Genomic DNA, 17,904 nt, shown 5'->3' with positions numbered 1-17,904 from the left:
TTTAATAACGCCATTCCCTTTATGGAGCGGCGTTATGTCAGACGAATTTTTTCTCTCCCTCCGCCACTGCCTGCATCATTTGTACGGCGTGGCGCGCACCCTTTCCTGGCTGCATTTTCTTCCCCTGGCCCTGCTTGCGCTGGCGATTTTTCCGCTGACCGGCTGCGGTGATAAACACGAAAATAAGCCCGATCCTGCGCGAGCGGTACGCTACGTCGTCGTTGGCACCGCCCAAACCCTTCCCGCGCTGGAAAGAACCGGTGAGATCCATGCCCGCGATGAAACGACCCTGAGCTTTCGGACCGGGGGCCGGATACTGACGCGCAGCGTTGATATTGGCGACCGGGTCACTGCCGGACAGCTGCTGGCCACGCTTGACAACACGACCGGGCAAAACCAGCTCGACAGCGCGGCGGCCGACTATGAAGGTGCTAAAGCCTCGGCGCAGGTCGCCGCGCTTAACGTCAGTCGAATGCAAAAGCTCATGCCAACGGGCGCGATAGCCCGCACGCAGCTCGACAGCGCCCGTGCGGACTGGCTTGTCGCCCGCGCGCGCTTAAAAAGCAGCGAGGCCGCGTGGCGAAATGCCCGCGAAAGCCTCGGCTGGACGCGCCTGATCGCGCCGCAGGCGGGCGTCATCACCGCCGTGAACGCTTCTGCGGGGCAGGTTGTCAGCGACGGTCAGTCCGTGCTGACGCTGGCAACGAGTGAAGCCCGCGACGTGGCGTTTGATATTGCCACTCCGGATGCGATCCCGCCTCTGGATAAGGCGGAGTTGCGGGTTTCCCTCCTCAGCGACCCGTCGGTGCAGGCGTCTGCCGTGCTGCGGGATATCACGCCGCAGGCCGATCCTCAGACCCGCACCTGGCGCGTCAGGGCCACCCTGCAAAACCCGCCGGCGGCCATGGCGCTGGGCGCTAGCGTTACCGTCACGTTGCCATCGTCAGCCCCGCGCGGCTACACCCTTCCCGCCTCGGCGCTGACCCGCGTCGGCGACAAACCGGCCGTTTTTGTGATTACTCCGCAGTCGCGGGCGCAGCTGCGCGCGGTGGTGCCCGTCGGCTATACGGCCTCCTCCGTCATTATTTCCTCCGGCCTTGAGCCGGGCGACCGGGTGATTACGGCGGGCGTGAGCACATTGCGGTCCGGCGAGCCGGTGGTTGTCGGAGAGGTTCAGCCATGAACACAGGACCGGAAGCCAAATTTAACCTCTCCGCCTGGGCGCTGAAGAACCAGCAGATGGTCAGCTTTTTCATGCTGCTGGTGATTGCGATGGGCGTGTTTTGCTATGAGAAGCTGCCGCGTAACGAAGATCCGGCTTTTACCATTAAAACGGCCGTCGTCTCCGCGCAGTGGCCGGGAGCAACCGTGGCGGATACCACCCGCCTGCTGACCGATACGCTTGAAAAAAAGCTGCAGGAAACACCCTGGCTGGACTATCTCGAAAGTGAAACCCGGGCCGGACGCACCGTTATCCACGTCAACCTCCGTGACGATACGCCCCCGCAGAGCGTGCCGGATATCTGGTATCAGGTTCGCAAAAAAATGCGGGACATCGCGCCGTCCCTGCCCGAAGGGGTGCAGGGCCCTGCCGTGGACGACGAATTTGACGACACGTTCGGCACAATTTACGCCTTTATTCCCGAAGGTTTCACCCTGCGCGAGGTGCGGGATCGCGCAGAAACAATTCGTCGAGAGCTGATGTCCCTGCCGGATATAGGCAAAACCACCCTGCTGGGCGAACAGCAGGAGCAGTGGGTTCTCGCCTTTTCTCCGGCGCGCCTGGCCGGGATGGGGCTCGATATTCAGGCGGTTGCCGACGCCCTTCGGGCGCAAAACGCCGTTGTCCCGGCAGGAACGATGCGTACCGAAAAAGAGAACATGGCGATAAAGGTCAGCGGAGCGCTCACGACCGAAGAGAGCTTACGCGCCGTCACGCTGCACGTGAACAATCGCTATATTCCGCTGACCGACATTGCCACCGTTACCCGGGAAATCGCCGAGCCACCGGCCCCGGCCTACCGGGTGAACGGCAAACCGGCTATCGGGCTGGCGGTGTCGATGGCGCCAACGGGCAACATGCTGCGTTTCGGCGCTGCGCTGAATGCCAGAATGGCGGCCCTCAGCGCCGGGCTGCCGCACGGTATCGAGATGGTGAAAGTTGCCGACCAATCAGCGGTGGTCAGTGACGCGGTAAGCGGGTTTATCCGGGTGCTTATCGAAGCCGTTGTTATCGTGCTGGCGGTTTCATTTGTCTCGCTGGGGTTACGGGCCGGACTGGTGGTGGCGACGGCCATTCCGCTGGTGCTCGCCATGACGTTTGCCGGCATGATGCTCGCCGGTATTGGCCTTCAGCGTATCTCGCTCGGGGCGCTGATCATTGCCCTGGGCCTGCTGGTGGATGACGCCATGATCGCCGTCGAAACGATGGTCTCCCGGCTGGAAGCGGGGGATTCCCGTCGGCACGCGGCCACCCATGCGTTCAAAACGACGGCCTTCCCGATGCTCACCGGTACTCTGGTGATGATTGCCGGCTTTATTCCCGTTGGTTTTGCGGCCTCCAGCGCCGGTGAATACTGCTTTTCCCTGTTTGCGGTGGTGCTCATTGCCCTGCTCTGCTCCTGGGCTGTCGCGATCCTGTTTTCCCCGCTGACGGGCACGTGGCTGCTGCCGGAAAAAGTCAGACATCACGCGGCAGGCCCCGGCAGGATCGCGCGCGGGTACGGACGGCTTTTATGCCTGGCACTGCGCCACCGGCTCGCTACCGTGCTGATTGCGCTTGCCGCGCTGGGGCTGTCAGCGTACGGCACAACGTTTATGCAGGGCGAGTTTTTCCCCGCTTCGGACCGGCCTGAGCTGCTGGTCAGCCTGACGCTTCCGGCCAACGCGTCGCAGCCGGAAACGCTAAGAGAGGTGGAAAAGCTGGAAAAGGCGCTGGCAGGCAACGGCAACATCGATCGCTATTCGACGTACGTCGGGTCGGGCGCCATCCGTTTTTACCTGCCGATGGACGTGCTGCTGGAAAATGAAAATATCGCCCAGATGGTCGTGGTGGCTAAGGATCTTGAGGCGCGGGATCGTCTGCATGCTCGGCTCAACAGGATCCTGGCGACGCAGTTTAGCGACATCATCACGCGCGTGTCGCCCCTCGAGCTGGGGCCGCCCGTCGGCTGGCCCATCAAATACCGGGTGAGCGGGCCAGATTATCTGCAGGTTCGGGCGTTGGCGAACCGTCTCACGGACGCGATTGGCCGGTCTCCGTTCTCACGCGACGTTAACCAGACGGCCGGAGAGCCGGAGAGGGTCATCACCCTTAAGGTGAATCAGACGGCGGCCAGAGCGGCGGGAGTATCGTCAGAAAGCCTCGCCCGCACGCTGAACACCGTCTGGTCCGGCAGCGTTGTTACCTCCATCAGGGATAACGACCGCCTTGTCGACGTGGTGCTGCGGGCCACGGACGATGCACGTCACAGCACCGCCACCCTCTCCTCGCTCACGATTCAGGGGAATGACGGTAAAAAAATTCCGCTCAGCGCCGTCGCGACGCCGGTCTGGGGCGTGGACGGTCCGGTCGTCTGGCGTCGGCAGCGCGTGCCCTTTATCACGGTGCAAACGGATCTTGCCCCGGGGCTGAAGGCTGAAGCGGTATCCGCGGCGCTGCGTCCGGCGGTCGACAAGCTGCGCGCGAGCCTGCCCGCAGGTTACAGCATTGAAGAAGGCGGCGCGGTTGCCGAATCGGACAAGGGGAACAGCTCCGTCTTTACCGTTCTTCCGGTAACGCTGGTCATCATGCTGTTGCTGCTGATGCTTCAGCTGCGGCGTTATTCCCGGATGCTGCTGGCCCTCCTGATGGCCCCGTTTGGCTTGCCGGGGATCGTGCTGGCTATGCTGCCCGGCGGCACGCCGATGGGGTTTGTCGCGCTGCTGGGCGTCATCGCTCTGGCGGGAATGATCGTGCGCAACGCGGTGATACTGATTAGCGAGGTTGACAGCAATCTTGCTCAGGGAATGGCAAACGATGCCGCGATTATGGCGGCCGCGGAGCACCGGGCCAGACCCATCTGTCTGACCGCCTGCGCCGCCATTCTGGGCATGATCCCGATCTCTCATCAGGTCTTCTGGGGGCCAATGGCCTATGCGATTATCGGCGGGCTGCTGGTCGCGACGCTGGTGACGCTGACCGTATTACCCGCGTCGTTTAGCCTGCTGTTACAGTGGGGAGCTCAGCGCAACGCCACAGAAGACGGACTGCGCTGAGGCTCCACCGTTTCCCGGCAGATTACGCGGCGGTCAGCGCAAAACGGTCTTTCAGGACATGGCGGATTTCATCCTCCGCCAGTTTCCGCGTTTCAGTGCCGTTCGCCGTGATGGTTTTCAGCATATCGCCCAGCAAAATCTGGCGTCCCTCCGGGCTGTGTTGCACCACCACCCGCTTCTGCACAAAGATGGCATCCGGGTGCGTGGAGTTAAGGTAGTTGGCCGGAACGAAGTCAATCCATTCCTGAGGGGTGAGATCAAAGCCGTACTGCCGGGCCCACTCTCCCTCAACCTTCGCCTCAAGCAGATACTCGCCCTCCGCGCTGCGGCTCAGTCGGAACGTGTCGAAATCCTGCGTGATATCCACATCAAGCGTGTCCAGCGCCATCGGCGCACGAATGCCGTAGCTGCCGAACCCGAGGTCGCAAAGCCACTGTCGGCTATCTACCTCAGCGACGATCGCCATGTGGGTTTTCGGCCGCCGCGCGGGGTAGAACATCGGGCGCGCCGCCACGAAGCGGTAAGGGATCCCTAACGCCTCCAGCGCCATGGCAAAAAGCCCGTTTACCTCATAGCAGTAGCCGCCGCGCCCCTGCGTTAACACCTTATCGGCGATATCGTCTGGCGCCAGCGAGACAACTTTGCCCGCCTGCACGTCCAGATTTTCAAAGGGAACGGAAAAGAGCTGATGACGCATCAGCGCATGCAGGGTGGCCGTATCGGCAGCCGCCGGTCCGGTATAGTTTATGCGGTTGAAATAGGTGGAAATGTTGAAGTTATCGCTGTGCATAATGCCTCCTTGTCCTGAACATGCCGGACACTATAGATGGCGCGCATCAATGGCTGTATAGTCAGTTTTATCGAAAATTAGCCTGAACAGTTACCCATGTCTGCCCCGTCCCAGTCCGCTCCTCACTATCGCCGTATTGCGGATATGCTGCGTCTTACCATTACGTCCGGCGCGCTGCGCGCCGGTGACAGGATGATCTCCGCGCGCAAACTGGCCGAACGCGAGCGCGTTAGCCTTCCGACGGCGCTGGAGGCCCTTCGCTGCCTTGAGGCTGAAGGGCTGATCGTTGCGCGCCCGCGTTCAGGCTATTACATCCGCCAGACCAGCCAGCCTGCGCGCGCGGAGCCCGTGCGCTCCACGCCGGGCCCGGTCCCCGTCACCCTGTCCGCCGTGGCCCGGTCGCTGTTCAGCAGTGCAGAAGCCCGGCTGATCCCGCTGGGCGCCGCCCTGCCCGATCCCGCGTGGCTGCCGGGAGATGCCCTGCAGCGGGCGTTGCACTCTGCGGGCCGTCGTCTGGACGCGCATGGACAGAGCTACAGCCTGCCTCCGGGAAGGCGGGATTTGCGAAGCAAGATTGCCGCGCGCTCTGCCCAGTGGGGAGCCCGGTTCGGCGCGGACGATCTCATTATTACCGCAGGCGCGACGCAGGCGCTGCGCCTGGCCCTTCGGGCCGTGTGCCAGCCGGGTGACGTCGTGGCGATTGAGCAGCCAGCCTACTTTGGCACGCTCCTGCTGCTGGAGGATTTAGGCCTGAAGGCCTTAGCGATCCCCACCGACCCTGTGGAAGGCCTGCTGCTGGAACCGCTGGCGGACGCTATTCGCTGCCACCACCCCGCGGCCGTTCTGGCCTCGCCCACGGTGCAAAACCCGCTGGGTGCCAGCATGCCCGTCGCGCGCAAGCAGGAACTGGTTGCCCTGCTTGAAGAGGCGGGTATTCCCTTGATTGAGGACGATGTTTACGGTGATCTGGTCGGCGAGGGGCAACGCCCTCCGGCCTGCAAGGCGTTCGACCAGAGCGGGAATGTGATCTACTGCAGTTCCCTGTCCAAAACGCTTGCGCCCGGATGGCGAATCGGCTGGATCGCCGCCGGACGTTACTCCCCGCAGGTCTTACAGGCCCGCATGGCCGGAGAATGGGCTGGCGCCCCGCTGCTGGAAGCGGCGACGAGCGACGTTCTGGCGAGCGGCGACTACGATCGCCATCTGCGGCGGCTGAAGCGCCGGATCGCAGAGGGCGTTCGCGCCGTCGTGGCGCAGGTCAAGGCGAGCTTTCCGCCCGGTACGCGCGTTAACGTGCCCGCTGCCGGTTTCCTGCTGTGGGTTGAACTGCCTCAGCGGGTCAACGCGCTGGAGGTGCATCGTCGCGCGCTGGCGCTGGGCATTGGCGTCAGCCCTGGCCCCCTGTTTTCCCCTGCAGCCGAGTTAACGCACTTTCTGCGGCTGAACTGCGCAAACGAACCCACGCCCCGCCTGCTGAACGCCGTGGAACAGATTGGCGCGCTGTGTCACGAGCTGGCCGCTTTCACACCAGACTCTCCAGCCACTCGGTAAAGACCCGCACCTTGCGGGAGAGGTGGCGGTGTGGGTAGAGCAGTGACAGCTTGCGGTCCGGCGAACGATAGTCCGGCAGGACTTCAACCAGAAGACCGCGGTCAATGTAAGGCTGGAGAAAGAGATTCATCCCCTGCATTAACCCCAGCCCGGCCAGACCTGCCGCGATGTAAGCTTCGGAGTTATCCACGACAAGCTTACCGGGCAGGGTAATTTCCGCGATGCCTTCTGGCGTGGTAAACGTCCACGGATGAATTTGTCTGCTGCGGTTATTAATCCAGTTGATGGCCTGATGTTTGCGTAAATCATCCGGCGTTTCTGGCGTACCGTGCTTTGCCAGCCAGGCCGGGCTGGCGCAGGTCGTGATTTTGATGTTCCCGATTTTACGCGCGATGTAGTCACCGTCCTCCAGCTCTCCCACGCGCAGCACGCAGTCCAGGCCATCCCGCAGCATATCCCGACGGCGGTCAGAGCTGCTCAGAATGATGTCGATCTCAGGATGCTGACGATAAAAATCAGGCAGATTAGGTATCACCCGCAGCGTGGCAAAAGAGACCGGCATATCCACACGCAGCTGGCCGTGTATTGCCCGGTCCGTACCAAACGACTCCAGCAATTCGTCCGCCTGCGCCAGCAGGGGTTTACTCCGGCGATAAAAGGCTTCCCCATCCGGGGTCAGGCTAATCCGACGCGTTGTGCGCTGCAGTAGCCGCGTGCCGCTGTGCTGCTCCAGAAGCTGTAACGCTTTGGTGACTGCCGGACGATGGATCTGCAGATTCTCCGCCGCCTGGCTAAGACTGCCTGACTCGACAATTTCAATAAAAATTCGAATAGATTCAAAGAGGTTTATTTGCATAAGGAATGCTTTTGCCGCGAGCAGAATAATATTATTGTTATTACTTTTATAACAGTGATGAATCTTTTTGGCTATTTTTCCTAACAATCCTGCGCCCTACACTCTTCCCCATTCAAACGTAAGGGAGAGTCTGCTATGAAAAATAACCGTATTTGTCAGATCCTGAGCATCGAAAAACCTGTTATTCAGGGCCCGTTATCCTGGCTCACGGATGCCCGTTTAGTTGCTGCGGTCAGCAATGCCGGAGGGCTCGGCGTGCTGGGGCCCAATGCCGGTTTAACCGCCGACACCGCGGTCTCCACGCCGGAAGAAACCGCCGAAAAAATGCGCGAAGAAATTCGTAAAACCAAACGGCTGACCGAGAAACCCTTTGGCGTGAACCTGATCCCCACGGCCGTTAATGACGTATGGACAGGGCCTATTCTTCAGGTGGTGAAAGACGAAGGCGTCAGGGCCGTGGTGTATACGGGCTACGGGGAAGGCAGCATTATTCCCGCGCTGTTCCGCGAGTTAAAAGAGGCGGGTATCGCTATTATCTACCGCGATATCAACCCAACGCCTGAGAACACCCGCCTCGCAGAAGAAATGGGGGCTGACATTATCGTCGCCACCGGTTTTGATGAGGGCGGGACGTTACCCGCTACGGTGCTTGGCACCTTTTCCATCGTGCCGCTGATTGCCGATGCCGTGAAGCACATCCCGGTGATGGCCGCGGGCGGCATTACCGACAATCGCTCCGCCAGAGCGGCCCATGCATTGGGTGCGGAAGGCGTGTTTGCCGGGTCGGTCTTTATCAGCACGGAAGAAAGCCGCGTGCCGCAGGGGGTCAAAGAGAAAATCGTTGCCGCCAACGGTCTCGATTTGCTGCTTTTCCGCACCGTGCCCCATTACTACCGCGCTCTTCCCGGCAAGCTGGCGGAAAAACTGGCGGCGATGGATAAAGCTGGCGCAAGCAACGACGCGCTGGGCAAGGCGATGGGAGGATTACGGGGCCTGCGCCTGGGCATGCTGGAAGATAATACCGATGAAGGCTATATCGCGCTCGGCACGGGGATTGGGAACATCCGCAGCGTGAAAAGCGTGGCCGAGGTTGTGAATGCGTTAACGGTTGAGTAAGCACCCGGCGTCCTGGCCTGCCCCAGGACGCCCGGCTCATCAGGGAATAATCCGCGCGGCTCTCAGCTGCGCGAACAGGCTGAAAAACATCTCATCGGTCGCCTGCATTTGCGTGAAGCCCGCCCTGCGCAGCTTGCTCCCGTCACCAAACATGTCGTAATTCCAGCCAAAGACAAAATCGGCAAAATGCCCGTCGCTCAGCTGCAAAATATCCGCTTCCACCAGCCGTTCTTCGGCAAGCTCGCGCCATACGCCGCGATAGTCGTTAAACAGCTGATGAAATGACAGACTCACCGGCGGCGCAGAGTCCAGTTCAAACCAGCGTGCGATGCGCGGCCACAGCTCGCTCCAGCGCCAGATATCGCCATTGTTCACGTTGAACGCCTGATTCTGTGCCGCAGGTGACGCGGCGGCCCACACCGTGGCCTCGGCCAGCAGCCCGGCGTCGGTATGGTCGACGATGCTGTGCCAGGCCTGTTCCGAACCGGGGAAGCGCAGCGGTAAACCCTGCGCCCTGCACAGGGAGGCGTACAGGGCGATGCTCAGCGCAAGGTTCATGGCATTGCCCGGTACCGGGCTCCCCACCACGCCCGGCCTGATGGCATTCCAGTGCCAGTCTTTCCCCCGCTGAAACTGGCTGAGCCACGCGAGCTGCGCGGCGTTAAATTCGGCACCCGGCACGCCGGGATCGCTTTCCCGCGCCGGGGTTTTAAACGGCCCCAGATGCGCACCATAGACTTTGTACCCCTGCATCAGGCTGACCGTCTGCAAAGGTGCCGTTTTTTCGAGGGTGCTGACCAGATTGCGCAGCATGGTGACGTTCGGCTCAACCATGTCCGTCCAGTTCGCCGCGTTCGCCCAGGCGCTGTAAAAGATGTGGGTAACACCGTTCAGGGCGTGCAGCGCCCTTGCGGTGTCCTGCGCATCCAGTAAATCGACGTTCACCATGGGAATGCCGTCCGGATGGGTTACCTCGCGGCGACTGAGGCCGATTACCTCCCACTGATGGTGCAGAAGCGTGCTGACCAGCTGTCTGCCGACAATGCCGCTGGCGCCCGCGACCAGGGCGACGTTGTGTTGCTGCATCTTATTCATGGTGTTTCTCCGGAAAGGGTGACAGACGCAGTGTGATCTATTATTTTTTCTGGAGATATCCCCTGAAACCGATGGCACTTATAAGCAGAATCATTAAATGAATAATAAGCTCACCGCCATTTCCACCTTTCTACGCGTCGCTGAAGCCGGCTCGTTTTCGGCGGCCGCCCGTCAGACCGGGATTAAGCAGTCCGCCGTCAGTCAACAGATCGCGGCACTTGAGGATGAGCTTGGCGTGGTGCTGCTGCACCGTACGACGCGTACGATGAAGCTGACCGAACAGGGTGAACGTTACCGGCGTGATATGCAGCTTGTGCTGGACGCCATGGGGGAAGCGGAGAGGCGTTTACATCCTGCCGACCATCGCGTTCAGGGACGCGTCCATGTCCAGTTGCCGAGCGGCCTGGGGCAGATCATTTTGCCGCATCTGCTGGCGCTGCAGCACCTGCATCCCGAACTGCAGCTGATGCTTTCCCTGGATGACCGCCTTGCCGATCTGGTAACGGAGGGCGTGGATGTCGCGATACGGCTGAGCAGTGAGCCTCCGCAGGCGCACGCGGCTCGCGTGCTGGCGCGTATTGAAGCCGCGCTGTTTGCCGCTCCCGGTTTTCAGGCGGTACACGCCGTCAGCGAGCTGACCACGCTGCCACACGTACGGTTCAGCGGTGTTCCGCTGGATGCCCCTCTGCGCCTGATTTCCGACGAGGAAACGGTCGAGGTCAACGTGGATACCGTTTTCCGTGCTAACACCAGCGACGCGCTGCTGCAGGCGCTGGAGTCCGGCATCGGTATCGGCGGCATGCAGCGACCGCTCGTGGCCAGGGCGCTGCAGGCGGGCACGCTGGTACCGGTGCTGCCCCACTGGCGGTTACCCGATCGCTTCCTCTATGCCGTCTACCCTGACGCCCGCTTTATTCCGCAGCGCGTCAGAAAGGTCGTCAGCGTGATCGAGCAGTTACTGCCTGAAATAATAAAGAAAAAATGATTGTTTCCGCCGTAAATGACGTGCATTTTTTAACCACCAGGAATAGAGTGTTTTTACCGTATCCTCCTCTTTCTGGAGCACTTATGCCGGATTACTGTTTTTTCCAAAAAGGCCCGAACCTCATTGCGATCGAGAGCGCAAACACCGATGCGGCCGCTCAGCTCATCGCTCAGGGGTTTGAAAAACAGTTTGAGGAGATTGGCGCCGCGGATGAAAAAGAGGCGCTTACTCGGCTTGCCGATATCCGTAAAAATAATGAGATCGATCGCCATAACTTCCTGGCCGGTGCGGGCCAAATGCCGTGGATTGGCGTGCTGACGGCTGCGGCAACCTGGTTGACGCAAAAGAAATAACTTAACTATCCTCTACCTCGCCACCGGCAAATCGGCGTACCGCGTCGTATAGGCCGGTGACAGCATCTCACGCTTCATCGCCCAGGATTTCTCAATACCCTGCCCGGCAAACCATATCTTCCCTTTGCCGGAATGATTCAGGCTGTCCATCATCTCCATCAGCGCCGCGCTGTTGGCGCGCAGGCGATTATCGTCAAACAAATTAAGCTGGGCGACGCCGCTGCTGAAAAAGTCCGCAAGCATGACCCCGGCTTTCATATAGCGATAGCCGTCGAGCCATATACGCCCCAGCGCCTCCGTGGCGGCGCGGATGATATCCCGTGAGTCATTGGTAGGCGTCATCAGGGTGACGGAAGCCTGATTGCCGTAATAAATTTCGTTGTCCGCGTGCGGGCTGGTGCGCACAAATACGCTGATAAAACGACAGTATTGATGCTCGCCGCGCAGTTTTTCCGCAGCGCGTTCCGCGTAGGCGCAAATGGCCTGGTGCATCTCTTCATATTGGGTAATACGGTGTCCAAACGAACGGCTACAGATGATTTGCTGCTTGGTGGGGGTGAACTCCTCCAGATCAAGACAGGGCTCACCGCGCAGCTCGCGGGCCGTCCGTTCCAGTACCACGTTGAAATGTTTGCGGATGACCCAGGACGACGCTTCCGCCAGCTCCAGCGCCGTGGTGATCCCCATCGCGTTCAGTTTTTTCGTGATGCGCCGCCCTACCCCCCACACCTCCTCTACCGGAACCTTTGCCAGCAGCTTACGCTGCCGCTCGCGGCCTGAGAGATCGACCACGCCGCCCGTGCTGGCCCAGCGTTTCGCCGCATAGTTGGCCAGCTTCGCCAGCGTTTTGGTCGGAGCAATACCGACGCCAACGGTTAAGCCAGTATTTTTAAAGACCTGCGTGCGCATCTGGTGACCGAACGCTTCCAGCGACAGGCAGTGGCTGACTCCTGAAACGTTCACGAACGCCTCATCAATTGAGTAAATCTCGATTGCCGGGGCGAGATCGGTCAGCGTCTGCATGACCCGACTGCTGAGATCGGCATACAGCGCATAGTTCGAGCTAAAGACGTAAACTTTTGACGGATATAGCTTTTCTTTGAATTTAAAATACGGCTCACCCATTTTTATGCCGAACTGCTTTGCCTCCCGCGACAGCGAAATAATGCAGCCGTCGTTATTGGACACCACCACGATGGGTTTCCCCTGCAGATCGGGGCGGAAGACCCGCTCGCAGGAGGCGTAAAAGCTATTCACATCAACCAGCGCGAACATGTTTATGCGTTTTGAGGGTGTGGGTGACGACGCCGAAGATCTGCAGCTCCTCTTCGGACTGAAAGGTAATCGGCTGATAGCGGGCATTATGCGGCAGAAGTCTCAGAACCGGACGGGTCTGTAGCTCTTTCACCGTAAACTCACCGGCGACCGACGCCACGACGATATCCCCGTGTTCGGCATTTAACGAACGATCGACCACCAGCAGATCGCCGTCGCCGATCCCCGCCCCAATCATGGAGTCTCCACTCACCTTGATAAAATAGGTCGCACTGGGGTGTCTGACTGCCAGCCGGTTAAGATCGAGACGATCCTCCACATAATCCTGCGCCGGGCTGGGAAAACCACAGGCCACGCGTTCTAAAAACAAAGGTAATTCAATGATTTGTTTTGGGTGATAAGAAAAGAGAGTGTCCATAATGTCTTTCTCGCCAGATACTGTATATAAACACAGTATTACGGATTATGGACAAGGATCAAGGTCATTTCCAAAGGCGAACCCAAACGCGTTGAAGTTTGAGCGGTTTTAATTTAGCAACATTGCCCGCCGTTAACAGGCCTGACAGCATAAGTCATATAAAAGTCATCTAATTTATGACTTATAAAAAATAACATCACTATGCAATAACTACATGTTGACTTTAAAGTCAGATAAAAGCATATTTTACGGCACGAATTAACAAGACTTACTGGAGAATATTTTCCATGCCAGCCCGTGACTATCCAGACAAGCGTGTTGCACGCGGTCTGGCAAAGGAGGCCGATCTCAGGATGTTGAGCGCCCGCATCGATCCCGATCTGATGGAGTACATCAGAACCACCGCCTTTGAGACGCGTAAGAGCAAGCAGGAGATTGTGGCGGAAGCGTTAGCGCTTCACAGGCAGAAAAGTCAGACAGGAGCCTAAGCGCGCAAAGCCGGAAGCACCCTCCAGGCTTTGCGCGCGTCACTTTTAATCCCTCAGCGAATTCAGCGTTTCCAGTGCTTCAGGCGGCAAACGCAGCTCCCCCGCCGCGAGGTTTTGCCGCAGATGCGCTACGGAAGAGGTGCCCGGGATCAGCAGAATATTCGGGGAACGCTGCAGCAGCCATGCCAGCGCAACCTGCATTGGCGTGGCGCCCAGTGAATCCGCGACGGCCTTCAGCCCGGAAGATTGCAGTGGCGTAAAGCCTCCCAATGGGAAGAACGGCACATACGCGATCCCCTGCTGCGCCAGCAGATCCACCAGCGCGTCGTCACCCCGGTTAACAATGTTGTACATGTTCTGCACGCACACCACCGGGACCATTTTCTGGGCTTCCGCAACCTGGGTGGCCGTGACGTTGCTCAGCCCAATATGACGCACCAGCCCCTGCTGCTGTAATTCGGCCAGGGTGGAGAGCGGTTCAGCAATTGACCCTTCCGCCGGCCCGTGCGCGCTAAACATGATCCTGAGATTCACCACGTCCAGCACGTCCAGCTGCAGATTACGCAGGTTGTCATGCACCGCCTGAGTCAGTTCCTGCGCGGAAAAGGCCGGCAGCCAGGCACCTTTGTCGTTGCGACGGGCGCCAATCTTGGTGACGAGCGTCAGATCGTCCCGATAAGGGTGAAGCGCCTCGCGGATCAGCTGGTTAGTGACATGAGGACCATAAAAATCACTGGTATCAATGTGGTTCACCCCCGCCGCCACCGCTTCGCGCAGCACGTCCAGCGCGGCCTGCTTATCCTTCGGTGGACCAAAGACGCCCGGCCCGGCGAGCTGCATCGCACCGTAGCCCAGTCGTTTTACCGTCCGCGTCCCGAGCGCGTACGTCCCGCTTTTATCAATGCTGCTCATGTTAACCTTCCTCATAAAAATGATCCGGATTTACAACAGGTTCCTCACCGGAGCCCTTAGTTAAGCGCGAGTTAAATTAAAGTTTAAATTCTATACGACGATAGTATTGGTGTACCTCTGCATCCTTTCTAACGGACGACCGCTATGCTGAAAAATTTGCACGTGATTACCGGTATTATCTTTGCCCTCACCATATTCTGTCTGTTGCAAGTTGTCACGGGAGGGTTGTTCTACTCTGCCGTCAGCAACGATCGCCATAACTTCCAGAATTCCGGCGTGCTCAATGCCCAGCAGGAAAGCCTGAGCGACAGCGTGAACACGCTGGTGAAAACGCGCGTCACCGTCACCCGGGTGGCGATCCGCTACCTGAAAAACCAGCGCGATCCGGCTTCCCTTGCGGCGATCAATAAACTGCTTGGCACCGCAGCCGACTCGCTGGCAAAAGCCGAAGCCTATAACAAAGAGTGGCAGAAGCTGCCGCAGGTTAACGGCCAGGAGGCGGCATTAACCGACGAGATGCAGAAGTCCTGGAACCAGATGCACGAAGTGATGCGCTTATCGATTGAGTATCTGCGTGCCGACAACTACCAGGCCTATGGCGATCTGGATGCCCAGCAGGCGCAGGACGAGATGGAAGCGGTCTATAACCGCTGGCGCGCCGAAAACAACACCCTGCTGAAGGCCGCAACCGAAGAGAACCAGAGCAGCTTCACGCAGATGCAGTGGACGCTGGCGGCGATTCTGCTGGCCGTTATCGCGGTTCTGGTGGTCATCTGGCAGGGTTTACAGCACCTGCTGTTAAAACCCCTCCACTCCATTATGAACCATATTCGCGCCATTGCAGGGGGGGACCTGACGCAAGAGATCGCTATCTCCGGTCGCAACGAGATGGGCCAGCTGGCCGCGGGCCTGCATGAGATGCAGCAGTCGCTGGTGACCACCGTCAGCGCCGTACGGGGAAGTACGGATTCCATCTACACCGGCGCAGGCGAAATTGCCGCGGGAAGCAACGATCTTTCCGCCCGCACCGAGCAGCAGGCCGCCTCGCTCGAAGAGACCGCCGCCAGCATGGAAGAGCTGACCGCGACGGTTAAGCAGAACTCCGATAACGCCCGTCAGGCCACGCTGCTGGCGAAAAACGCTTCTGAAACGGCCGCGCGCGGCGGTCACGTCGTGGATAACGTGGTTCGCACCATGAACGAAATCGCCGACAGTTCGCAGCAAATTGCGCATATTACCGGCGTGATCGACAGCATCGCGTTCCAGACCAACATTCTGGCGCTTAACGCCGCGGTGGAAGCGGCACGCGCCGGGGAACAGGGCCGTGGTTTTGCGGTTGTTGCAGGTGAAGTCCGTACGCTGGCGAGCCGCAGCGCGCAGGCGGCGAAAGAGATCAAAGGGCTTATCGAGAACTCCGTCAGCCGGGTGAATACCGGTTCTGAGCAGGTTAGCGAGGCTGGCACCACCATGAAGGAAATTGTCGCCGCCGTCACCCGCGTGACCGATATCATGGGTGAGATTTCATCAGCCTCTGACGAGCAGAGCCGCGGTATTGAGCAGGTGAGTCTGGCCGTTTCGCAGATGGACAGCGTGACGCAGCAAAACGCCGCGCTGGTGCAGGAGTCCGCCACGGCGGCTGCGGCACTGGAAGATCAGTCCGAGCAGCTGCGCCAGGCGGTAGCCGCGTTTCGTCTGAACGGCAAAGAAAAAGCGGTCGCCCCGCGCCCGGCCAGTCTGAAAACGCCACAGCTGCTGCGTCCGGCAACGACAACCGCCGCCACCGACAGCAACTGGGAAACGTTCTGAGTCTCAGGCGGGCGAGGAGATCGCCCGCTAGCGGCTGCGCTTGGCGTGCCGCTCCCAGTTATCCCGTTTTGCCTCATCTGATTTTCGCAGTGAAACATAACATGCCCCGCTGCCGCCGTGATGCGGCAACGCCACGCAGAAGGCCTGCACTTCCTCGAACTCCGTTAACCAGCGCGCCAGATAGCTGCGCACCACGTTGGGATGCGAGTTCTGCTCGCGCCCTTTCCCGTGAATGATGATCAGATTGCGTAACCCGTCGCGTCCGGCCTGGCGAATAAAAGAATAGAGCATCTGACGGCAGCGTTCGGCGGGCTGACGCAGGAGGTTTAAGCTGGCCTGGCGGGCATATTTCCCCGAGCGCAGCTTATCGATAACGCCCTGCTGTACCCCTTCGCGCTGGAACGCCAGCGGTTCTTCCAGGGGAAGCATGTCAAGAAAATCCAGCGTCAGGAAGTTATCCAGCTGTTCGCTATCCACCTCCTCGCGCGTCCGCGTATTGCGGCTGGGCTGCCAGTGAATATCCGCGCAGCGCTTCAGGGGCTGGACATCTTCCATGGCGTCAAGAAAAAATGATTTGTCGTCAGGGTTCATGGACATCCTCCGGCTGCATCTGAGGACTGTACTATACCTGCGCCAGGGACCGGCCTCAATCACCGTTACGGGGCAATGCGCGGCAATAATATTAACCTGATGAATATATATAGTAATTATTAAATAGATTTAAATCAGACTTAACTAAAATTTCAGCAAAGGTAAAATACGTGATTTATGTTAAAATTTCGTGAAATCAATCACTCGCCCGCCTTTCATTTTTCAGAAAAGGTGTTATACCTAAATATACCTGCCTCATGGAAATAATACCCAGGATTGGCGAAAGGACGCACTGCTGTGTGTACTATAGGGTCTGTCTGATGTCGGGCAGATCCTGTTTTTTTTATCTGTATTTCACGCGACGATTATTTTTCTCGCTTCCCTTCTGAACTGCGTAATTAATGACTCAGCAAGGGGCGTCTGACGTGAATCACGGCGCTGAATTAAATAATAGGCCGCTTTAGGGAGCGACTCGACAACCGGCAGCATGACCAGACGGTGCGCCAGCAGCGGGTCACAGCCTAGCTCCTGCGGTAATATGCTTAAAAAATCACTTTGCGCGACCAGGCTAATACAGGAAGAAAATGTTTCGCAAACCACACCAATTCGCGGTATTTGCGAACGATCGCTAAATACCTCCTCTAATTGCTTATAATAACTTCCCCGCGGCGTCGGCATTGTCCAGTTATAATGCAGAAGTTCATTAATTGACGTTGCCCCCATTGCCGGGTGACCTTCCCGACAAAATACCGCAAACGGTTTTTCGAAGAGCTTTTCAAACGTAAATTCCTGGTCGTAAGGCCCCTGATAATAGGTGTTGATGGTGAAGTCCAGTTCGCCCTGGCGTAATTCATTGATCATCGACACCAGCTGCCCTTCCATAATCCGCACCTTGACCTGCGGATGCTGCGCATGAAAGCGGGTGATAACGGCGGGCATCAGCGTGCGTGAAACGCTGGCCCCCATCCCGATGTTGATCTGCCCGGCCAGCTCCCCCTGCCGTTGACGGATGTCATCCTGCGCCGCGCGCAGCTCTTCCAGAATCAACCTGGCGCGCTGGTAAAAACCCTCACCGCATTCGGTCAACGCGACGCCTTTACTCCTGCGCACGAAAAGCTGCGCCGCCATGCCCTCCTCCAGCTCTTTGATGGATTTGGTCAGCGCCGGCTGGGAAAGATTCAGCGTCCTGCTGGCACCGCGAATGCTGCCCTGACGCGCTACCTCAACAAACGCCCGGATTTGATGAAATTTAATCTGGAATGTCATAGCCCGACCGATAACCGTTGTTTATCAGAGTAAAGAAACTGTCATCTACTTTAATGGAAAGGGATGTGCGAGGGTAATTCCTGAACGGTTAAAACTGTGAAAAATCGGTTAGTGATAAGTAAAAACTATCACAGCGTGAAGCAGT

16 protein-coding genes are annotated in these 17,904 nt (G+C 58.7%); 8 read left to right on the top strand and 8 right to left on the bottom strand.

Translation table 11 applies throughout. From position 1 onward, the window contains the following. Positions 1 to 34 precede the first annotated feature (34 nt). Together HB664_RS12795 and HB664_RS12790 are read left to right on the top strand one after the other, a co-directional pair. A complete protein-coding gene (locus tag HB664_RS12795) occupies positions 35 to 1,183 on the top strand; it encodes an efflux RND transporter periplasmic adaptor subunit (protein WP_219939553.1) in 1,149 nt (382 codons plus the stop codon). Next, complete coding sequence (locus HB664_RS12790) at positions 1,180 to 4,257, top strand: efflux RND transporter permease subunit (RefSeq protein ID WP_219939552.1); 3,078 nt, start codon at positions 1,180 to 1,182, stop codon at positions 4,255 to 4,257. The genes HB664_RS12795 and HB664_RS12790 overlap by 4 nt, the downstream gene beginning before the upstream one ends. Before the next feature lie 22 nt (positions 4,258 to 4,279). Here the strand turns inward: HB664_RS12790 and HB664_RS12785 are convergent, their stop codons facing one another. Next, complete coding sequence (locus HB664_RS12785; protein WP_219939551.1) at positions 4,280 to 5,047, bottom strand: arylamine N-acetyltransferase; 768 nt, start codon at positions 5,045 to 5,047, stop codon at positions 4,280 to 4,282. A 96-nt stretch (positions 5,048 to 5,143) separates the two neighbouring features. On the opposite strand from HB664_RS12785, the gene HB664_RS12780 reads away from it, so the two are divergent. After that, a complete protein-coding gene (locus HB664_RS12780; RefSeq protein WP_219939550.1) occupies positions 5,144 to 6,598 on the top strand; it encodes a PLP-dependent aminotransferase family protein in 1,455 nt (484 codons plus the stop codon). Here the strand turns inward: HB664_RS12780 and HB664_RS12775 are convergent. Beyond that, entirely contained in the window at positions 6,570 to 7,454 is an 885-nt protein-coding gene (locus HB664_RS12775; protein WP_214575647.1) for a LysR family transcriptional regulator, read from the bottom strand. The genes HB664_RS12780 and HB664_RS12775 overlap by 29 nt on opposite strands. 135 nt (positions 7,455 to 7,589) lie before the next feature. On the opposite strand from HB664_RS12775, the gene HB664_RS12770 reads away from it, so the two are divergent. Next, positions 7,590 to 8,570, top strand: a complete 981-nt coding sequence (locus HB664_RS12770; protein WP_094935355.1) for a nitronate monooxygenase family protein — start codon at positions 7,590 to 7,592, stop codon at positions 8,568 to 8,570. Between the two features lie 39 nt (positions 8,571 to 8,609). Here the strand turns inward: HB664_RS12770 and HB664_RS12765 are convergent, their stop codons facing one another. Then, complete coding sequence (locus HB664_RS12765) at positions 8,610 to 9,665, bottom strand: SDR family oxidoreductase (protein ID WP_219939549.1); 1,056 nt, start codon at positions 9,663 to 9,665, stop codon at positions 8,610 to 8,612. A 97-nt stretch (positions 9,666 to 9,762) separates the two neighbouring features. On the opposite strand from HB664_RS12765, the gene HB664_RS12760 reads away from it, so the two are divergent. Further along, positions 9,763 to 10,650: a LysR family transcriptional regulator gene (locus tag HB664_RS12760; protein WP_219939548.1), complete on the top strand. Its 888-nt coding sequence runs from the start codon at positions 9,763 to 9,765 to the stop codon at positions 10,648 to 10,650. Between the two features lie 83 nt (positions 10,651 to 10,733). Continuing rightward, positions 10,734 to 11,003: a hypothetical protein gene (locus HB664_RS12755; protein WP_058840731.1), complete on the top strand. Its 270-nt coding sequence runs from the start codon at positions 10,734 to 10,736 to the stop codon at positions 11,001 to 11,003. Between the two features lie 12 nt (positions 11,004 to 11,015). Here the strand turns inward: HB664_RS12755 and umuC are convergent, their stop codons facing one another. Both umuC and umuD read right to left on the bottom strand, forming a co-directional pair. Next, positions 11,016 to 12,278: a translesion error-prone DNA polymerase V subunit UmuC gene (gene umuC, locus HB664_RS12750; protein ID WP_214578850.1), complete on the bottom strand. Its 1,263-nt coding sequence runs from the start codon at positions 12,276 to 12,278 to the stop codon at positions 11,016 to 11,018. After that, the gene (gene umuD / locus HB664_RS12745; protein ID WP_023335488.1) at positions 12,262 to 12,696 is read right to left on the bottom strand and encodes a translesion error-prone DNA polymerase V autoproteolytic subunit; all 435 of its coding nucleotides are present in this window, start codon (positions 12,694 to 12,696) and stop codon (positions 12,262 to 12,264) included. The genes umuC and umuD overlap by 17 nt, the downstream gene beginning before the upstream one ends. 287 nt (positions 12,697 to 12,983) lie before the next feature. Between umuD and HB664_RS12740 the strand changes: the two genes are divergently transcribed. Beyond that, positions 12,984 to 13,184, top strand: a complete 201-nt coding sequence (locus HB664_RS12740; RefSeq protein ID WP_023311485.1) for a hypothetical protein — start codon at positions 12,984 to 12,986, stop codon at positions 13,182 to 13,184. A gap of 45 nt (positions 13,185 to 13,229) precedes the next feature. Here HB664_RS12740 and HB664_RS12735 read toward each other — a convergent pair whose 3' ends face one another. Then, positions 13,230 to 14,096, bottom strand: coding sequence for an aldo/keto reductase family oxidoreductase (locus tag HB664_RS12735; RefSeq protein WP_048976938.1), 867 nt, complete (start codon positions 14,094 to 14,096; stop codon positions 13,230 to 13,232). A 144-nt stretch (positions 14,097 to 14,240) separates the two neighbouring features. On the opposite strand from HB664_RS12735, the gene HB664_RS12730 reads away from it, so the two are divergent. Beyond that, complete coding sequence (locus HB664_RS12730) at positions 14,241 to 15,902, top strand: methyl-accepting chemotaxis protein (RefSeq protein WP_064672375.1); 1,662 nt, start codon at positions 14,241 to 14,243, stop codon at positions 15,900 to 15,902. Between the two features lie 27 nt (positions 15,903 to 15,929). Here HB664_RS12730 and smrA read toward each other — a convergent pair whose 3' ends face one another. Both smrA and HB664_RS12720 read right to left on the bottom strand, forming a co-directional pair. After that, positions 15,930 to 16,493: a DNA endonuclease SmrA gene (gene smrA, locus HB664_RS12725; RefSeq protein ID WP_047061681.1), complete on the bottom strand. Its 564-nt coding sequence runs from the start codon at positions 16,491 to 16,493 to the stop codon at positions 15,930 to 15,932. Positions 16,494 to 16,847: 354 nt separating this feature from the next. Further along, positions 16,848 to 17,759: a LysR family transcriptional regulator gene (locus tag HB664_RS12720; RefSeq protein WP_219939547.1), complete on the bottom strand. Its 912-nt coding sequence runs from the start codon at positions 17,757 to 17,759 to the stop codon at positions 16,848 to 16,850. Between the last annotated feature and the right edge of the window lie 145 nt (positions 17,760 to 17,904).

This window comes from Enterobacter sp. DNB-S2 (assembly GCF_019443845.1).
GTDB classification, from domain to species: Bacteria; Pseudomonadota; Gammaproteobacteria; order Enterobacterales; family Enterobacteriaceae; genus Enterobacter; species Enterobacter asburiae_B.
The sequence above is the reverse complement of the archived record's forward strand: the minus strand, read 5'-3'. Positions and strand labels throughout refer to the sequence as shown.

Coding starts and splice junctions, on each gene's coding strand:
- HB664_RS12790 (WP_219939552.1), top strand. CDS start 1,180: ATGAACACAGGACCGGAAGCCAAATTTAACCTCTCCGCCTGGGCGCTG.
- HB664_RS12780 (WP_219939550.1), top strand. CDS start 5,144: ATGTCTGCCCCGTCCCAGTCCGCTCCTCACTATCGCCGTATTGCGGAT.
- HB664_RS12785 (WP_219939551.1), bottom strand. CDS start 5,047: ATGCACAGCGATAACTTCAACATTTCCACCTATTTCAACCGCATAAAC.
- HB664_RS12770 (WP_094935355.1), top strand. CDS start 7,590: ATGAAAAATAACCGTATTTGTCAGATCCTGAGCATCGAAAAACCTGTT.
- HB664_RS12720 (WP_219939547.1), bottom strand. CDS start 17,759: ATGACATTCCAGATTAAATTTCATCAAATCCGGGCGTTTGTTGAGGTA.
- HB664_RS12735 (WP_048976938.1), bottom strand. CDS start 14,096: ATGAGCAGCATTGATAAAAGCGGGACGTACGCGCTCGGGACGCGGACG.
- HB664_RS12755 (WP_058840731.1), top strand. CDS start 10,734: ATGCCGGATTACTGTTTTTTCCAAAAAGGCCCGAACCTCATTGCGATC.
- umuC (WP_214578850.1), bottom strand. CDS start 12,278: ATGTTCGCGCTGGTTGATGTGAATAGCTTTTACGCCTCCTGCGAGCGG.
- HB664_RS12740 (WP_023311485.1), top strand. CDS start 12,984: ATGCCAGCCCGTGACTATCCAGACAAGCGTGTTGCACGCGGTCTGGCA.
- HB664_RS12775 (WP_214575647.1), bottom strand. CDS start 7,454: ATGCAAATAAACCTCTTTGAATCTATTCGAATTTTTATTGAAATTGTC.
- HB664_RS12730 (WP_064672375.1), top strand. CDS start 14,241: ATGCTGAAAAATTTGCACGTGATTACCGGTATTATCTTTGCCCTCACC.
- smrA (WP_047061681.1), bottom strand. CDS start 16,493: ATGAACCCTGACGACAAATCATTTTTTCTTGACGCCATGGAAGATGTC.
- HB664_RS12765 (WP_219939549.1), bottom strand. CDS start 9,665: ATGAATAAGATGCAGCAACACAACGTCGCCCTGGTCGCGGGCGCCAGC.
- umuD (WP_023335488.1), bottom strand. CDS start 12,696: ATGGACACTCTCTTTTCTTATCACCCAAAACAAATCATTGAATTACCT.
- HB664_RS12760 (WP_219939548.1), top strand. CDS start 9,763: ATGAATAATAAGCTCACCGCCATTTCCACCTTTCTACGCGTCGCTGAA.
- HB664_RS12795 (WP_219939553.1), top strand. CDS start 35: ATGTCAGACGAATTTTTTCTCTCCCTCCGCCACTGCCTGCATCATTTG.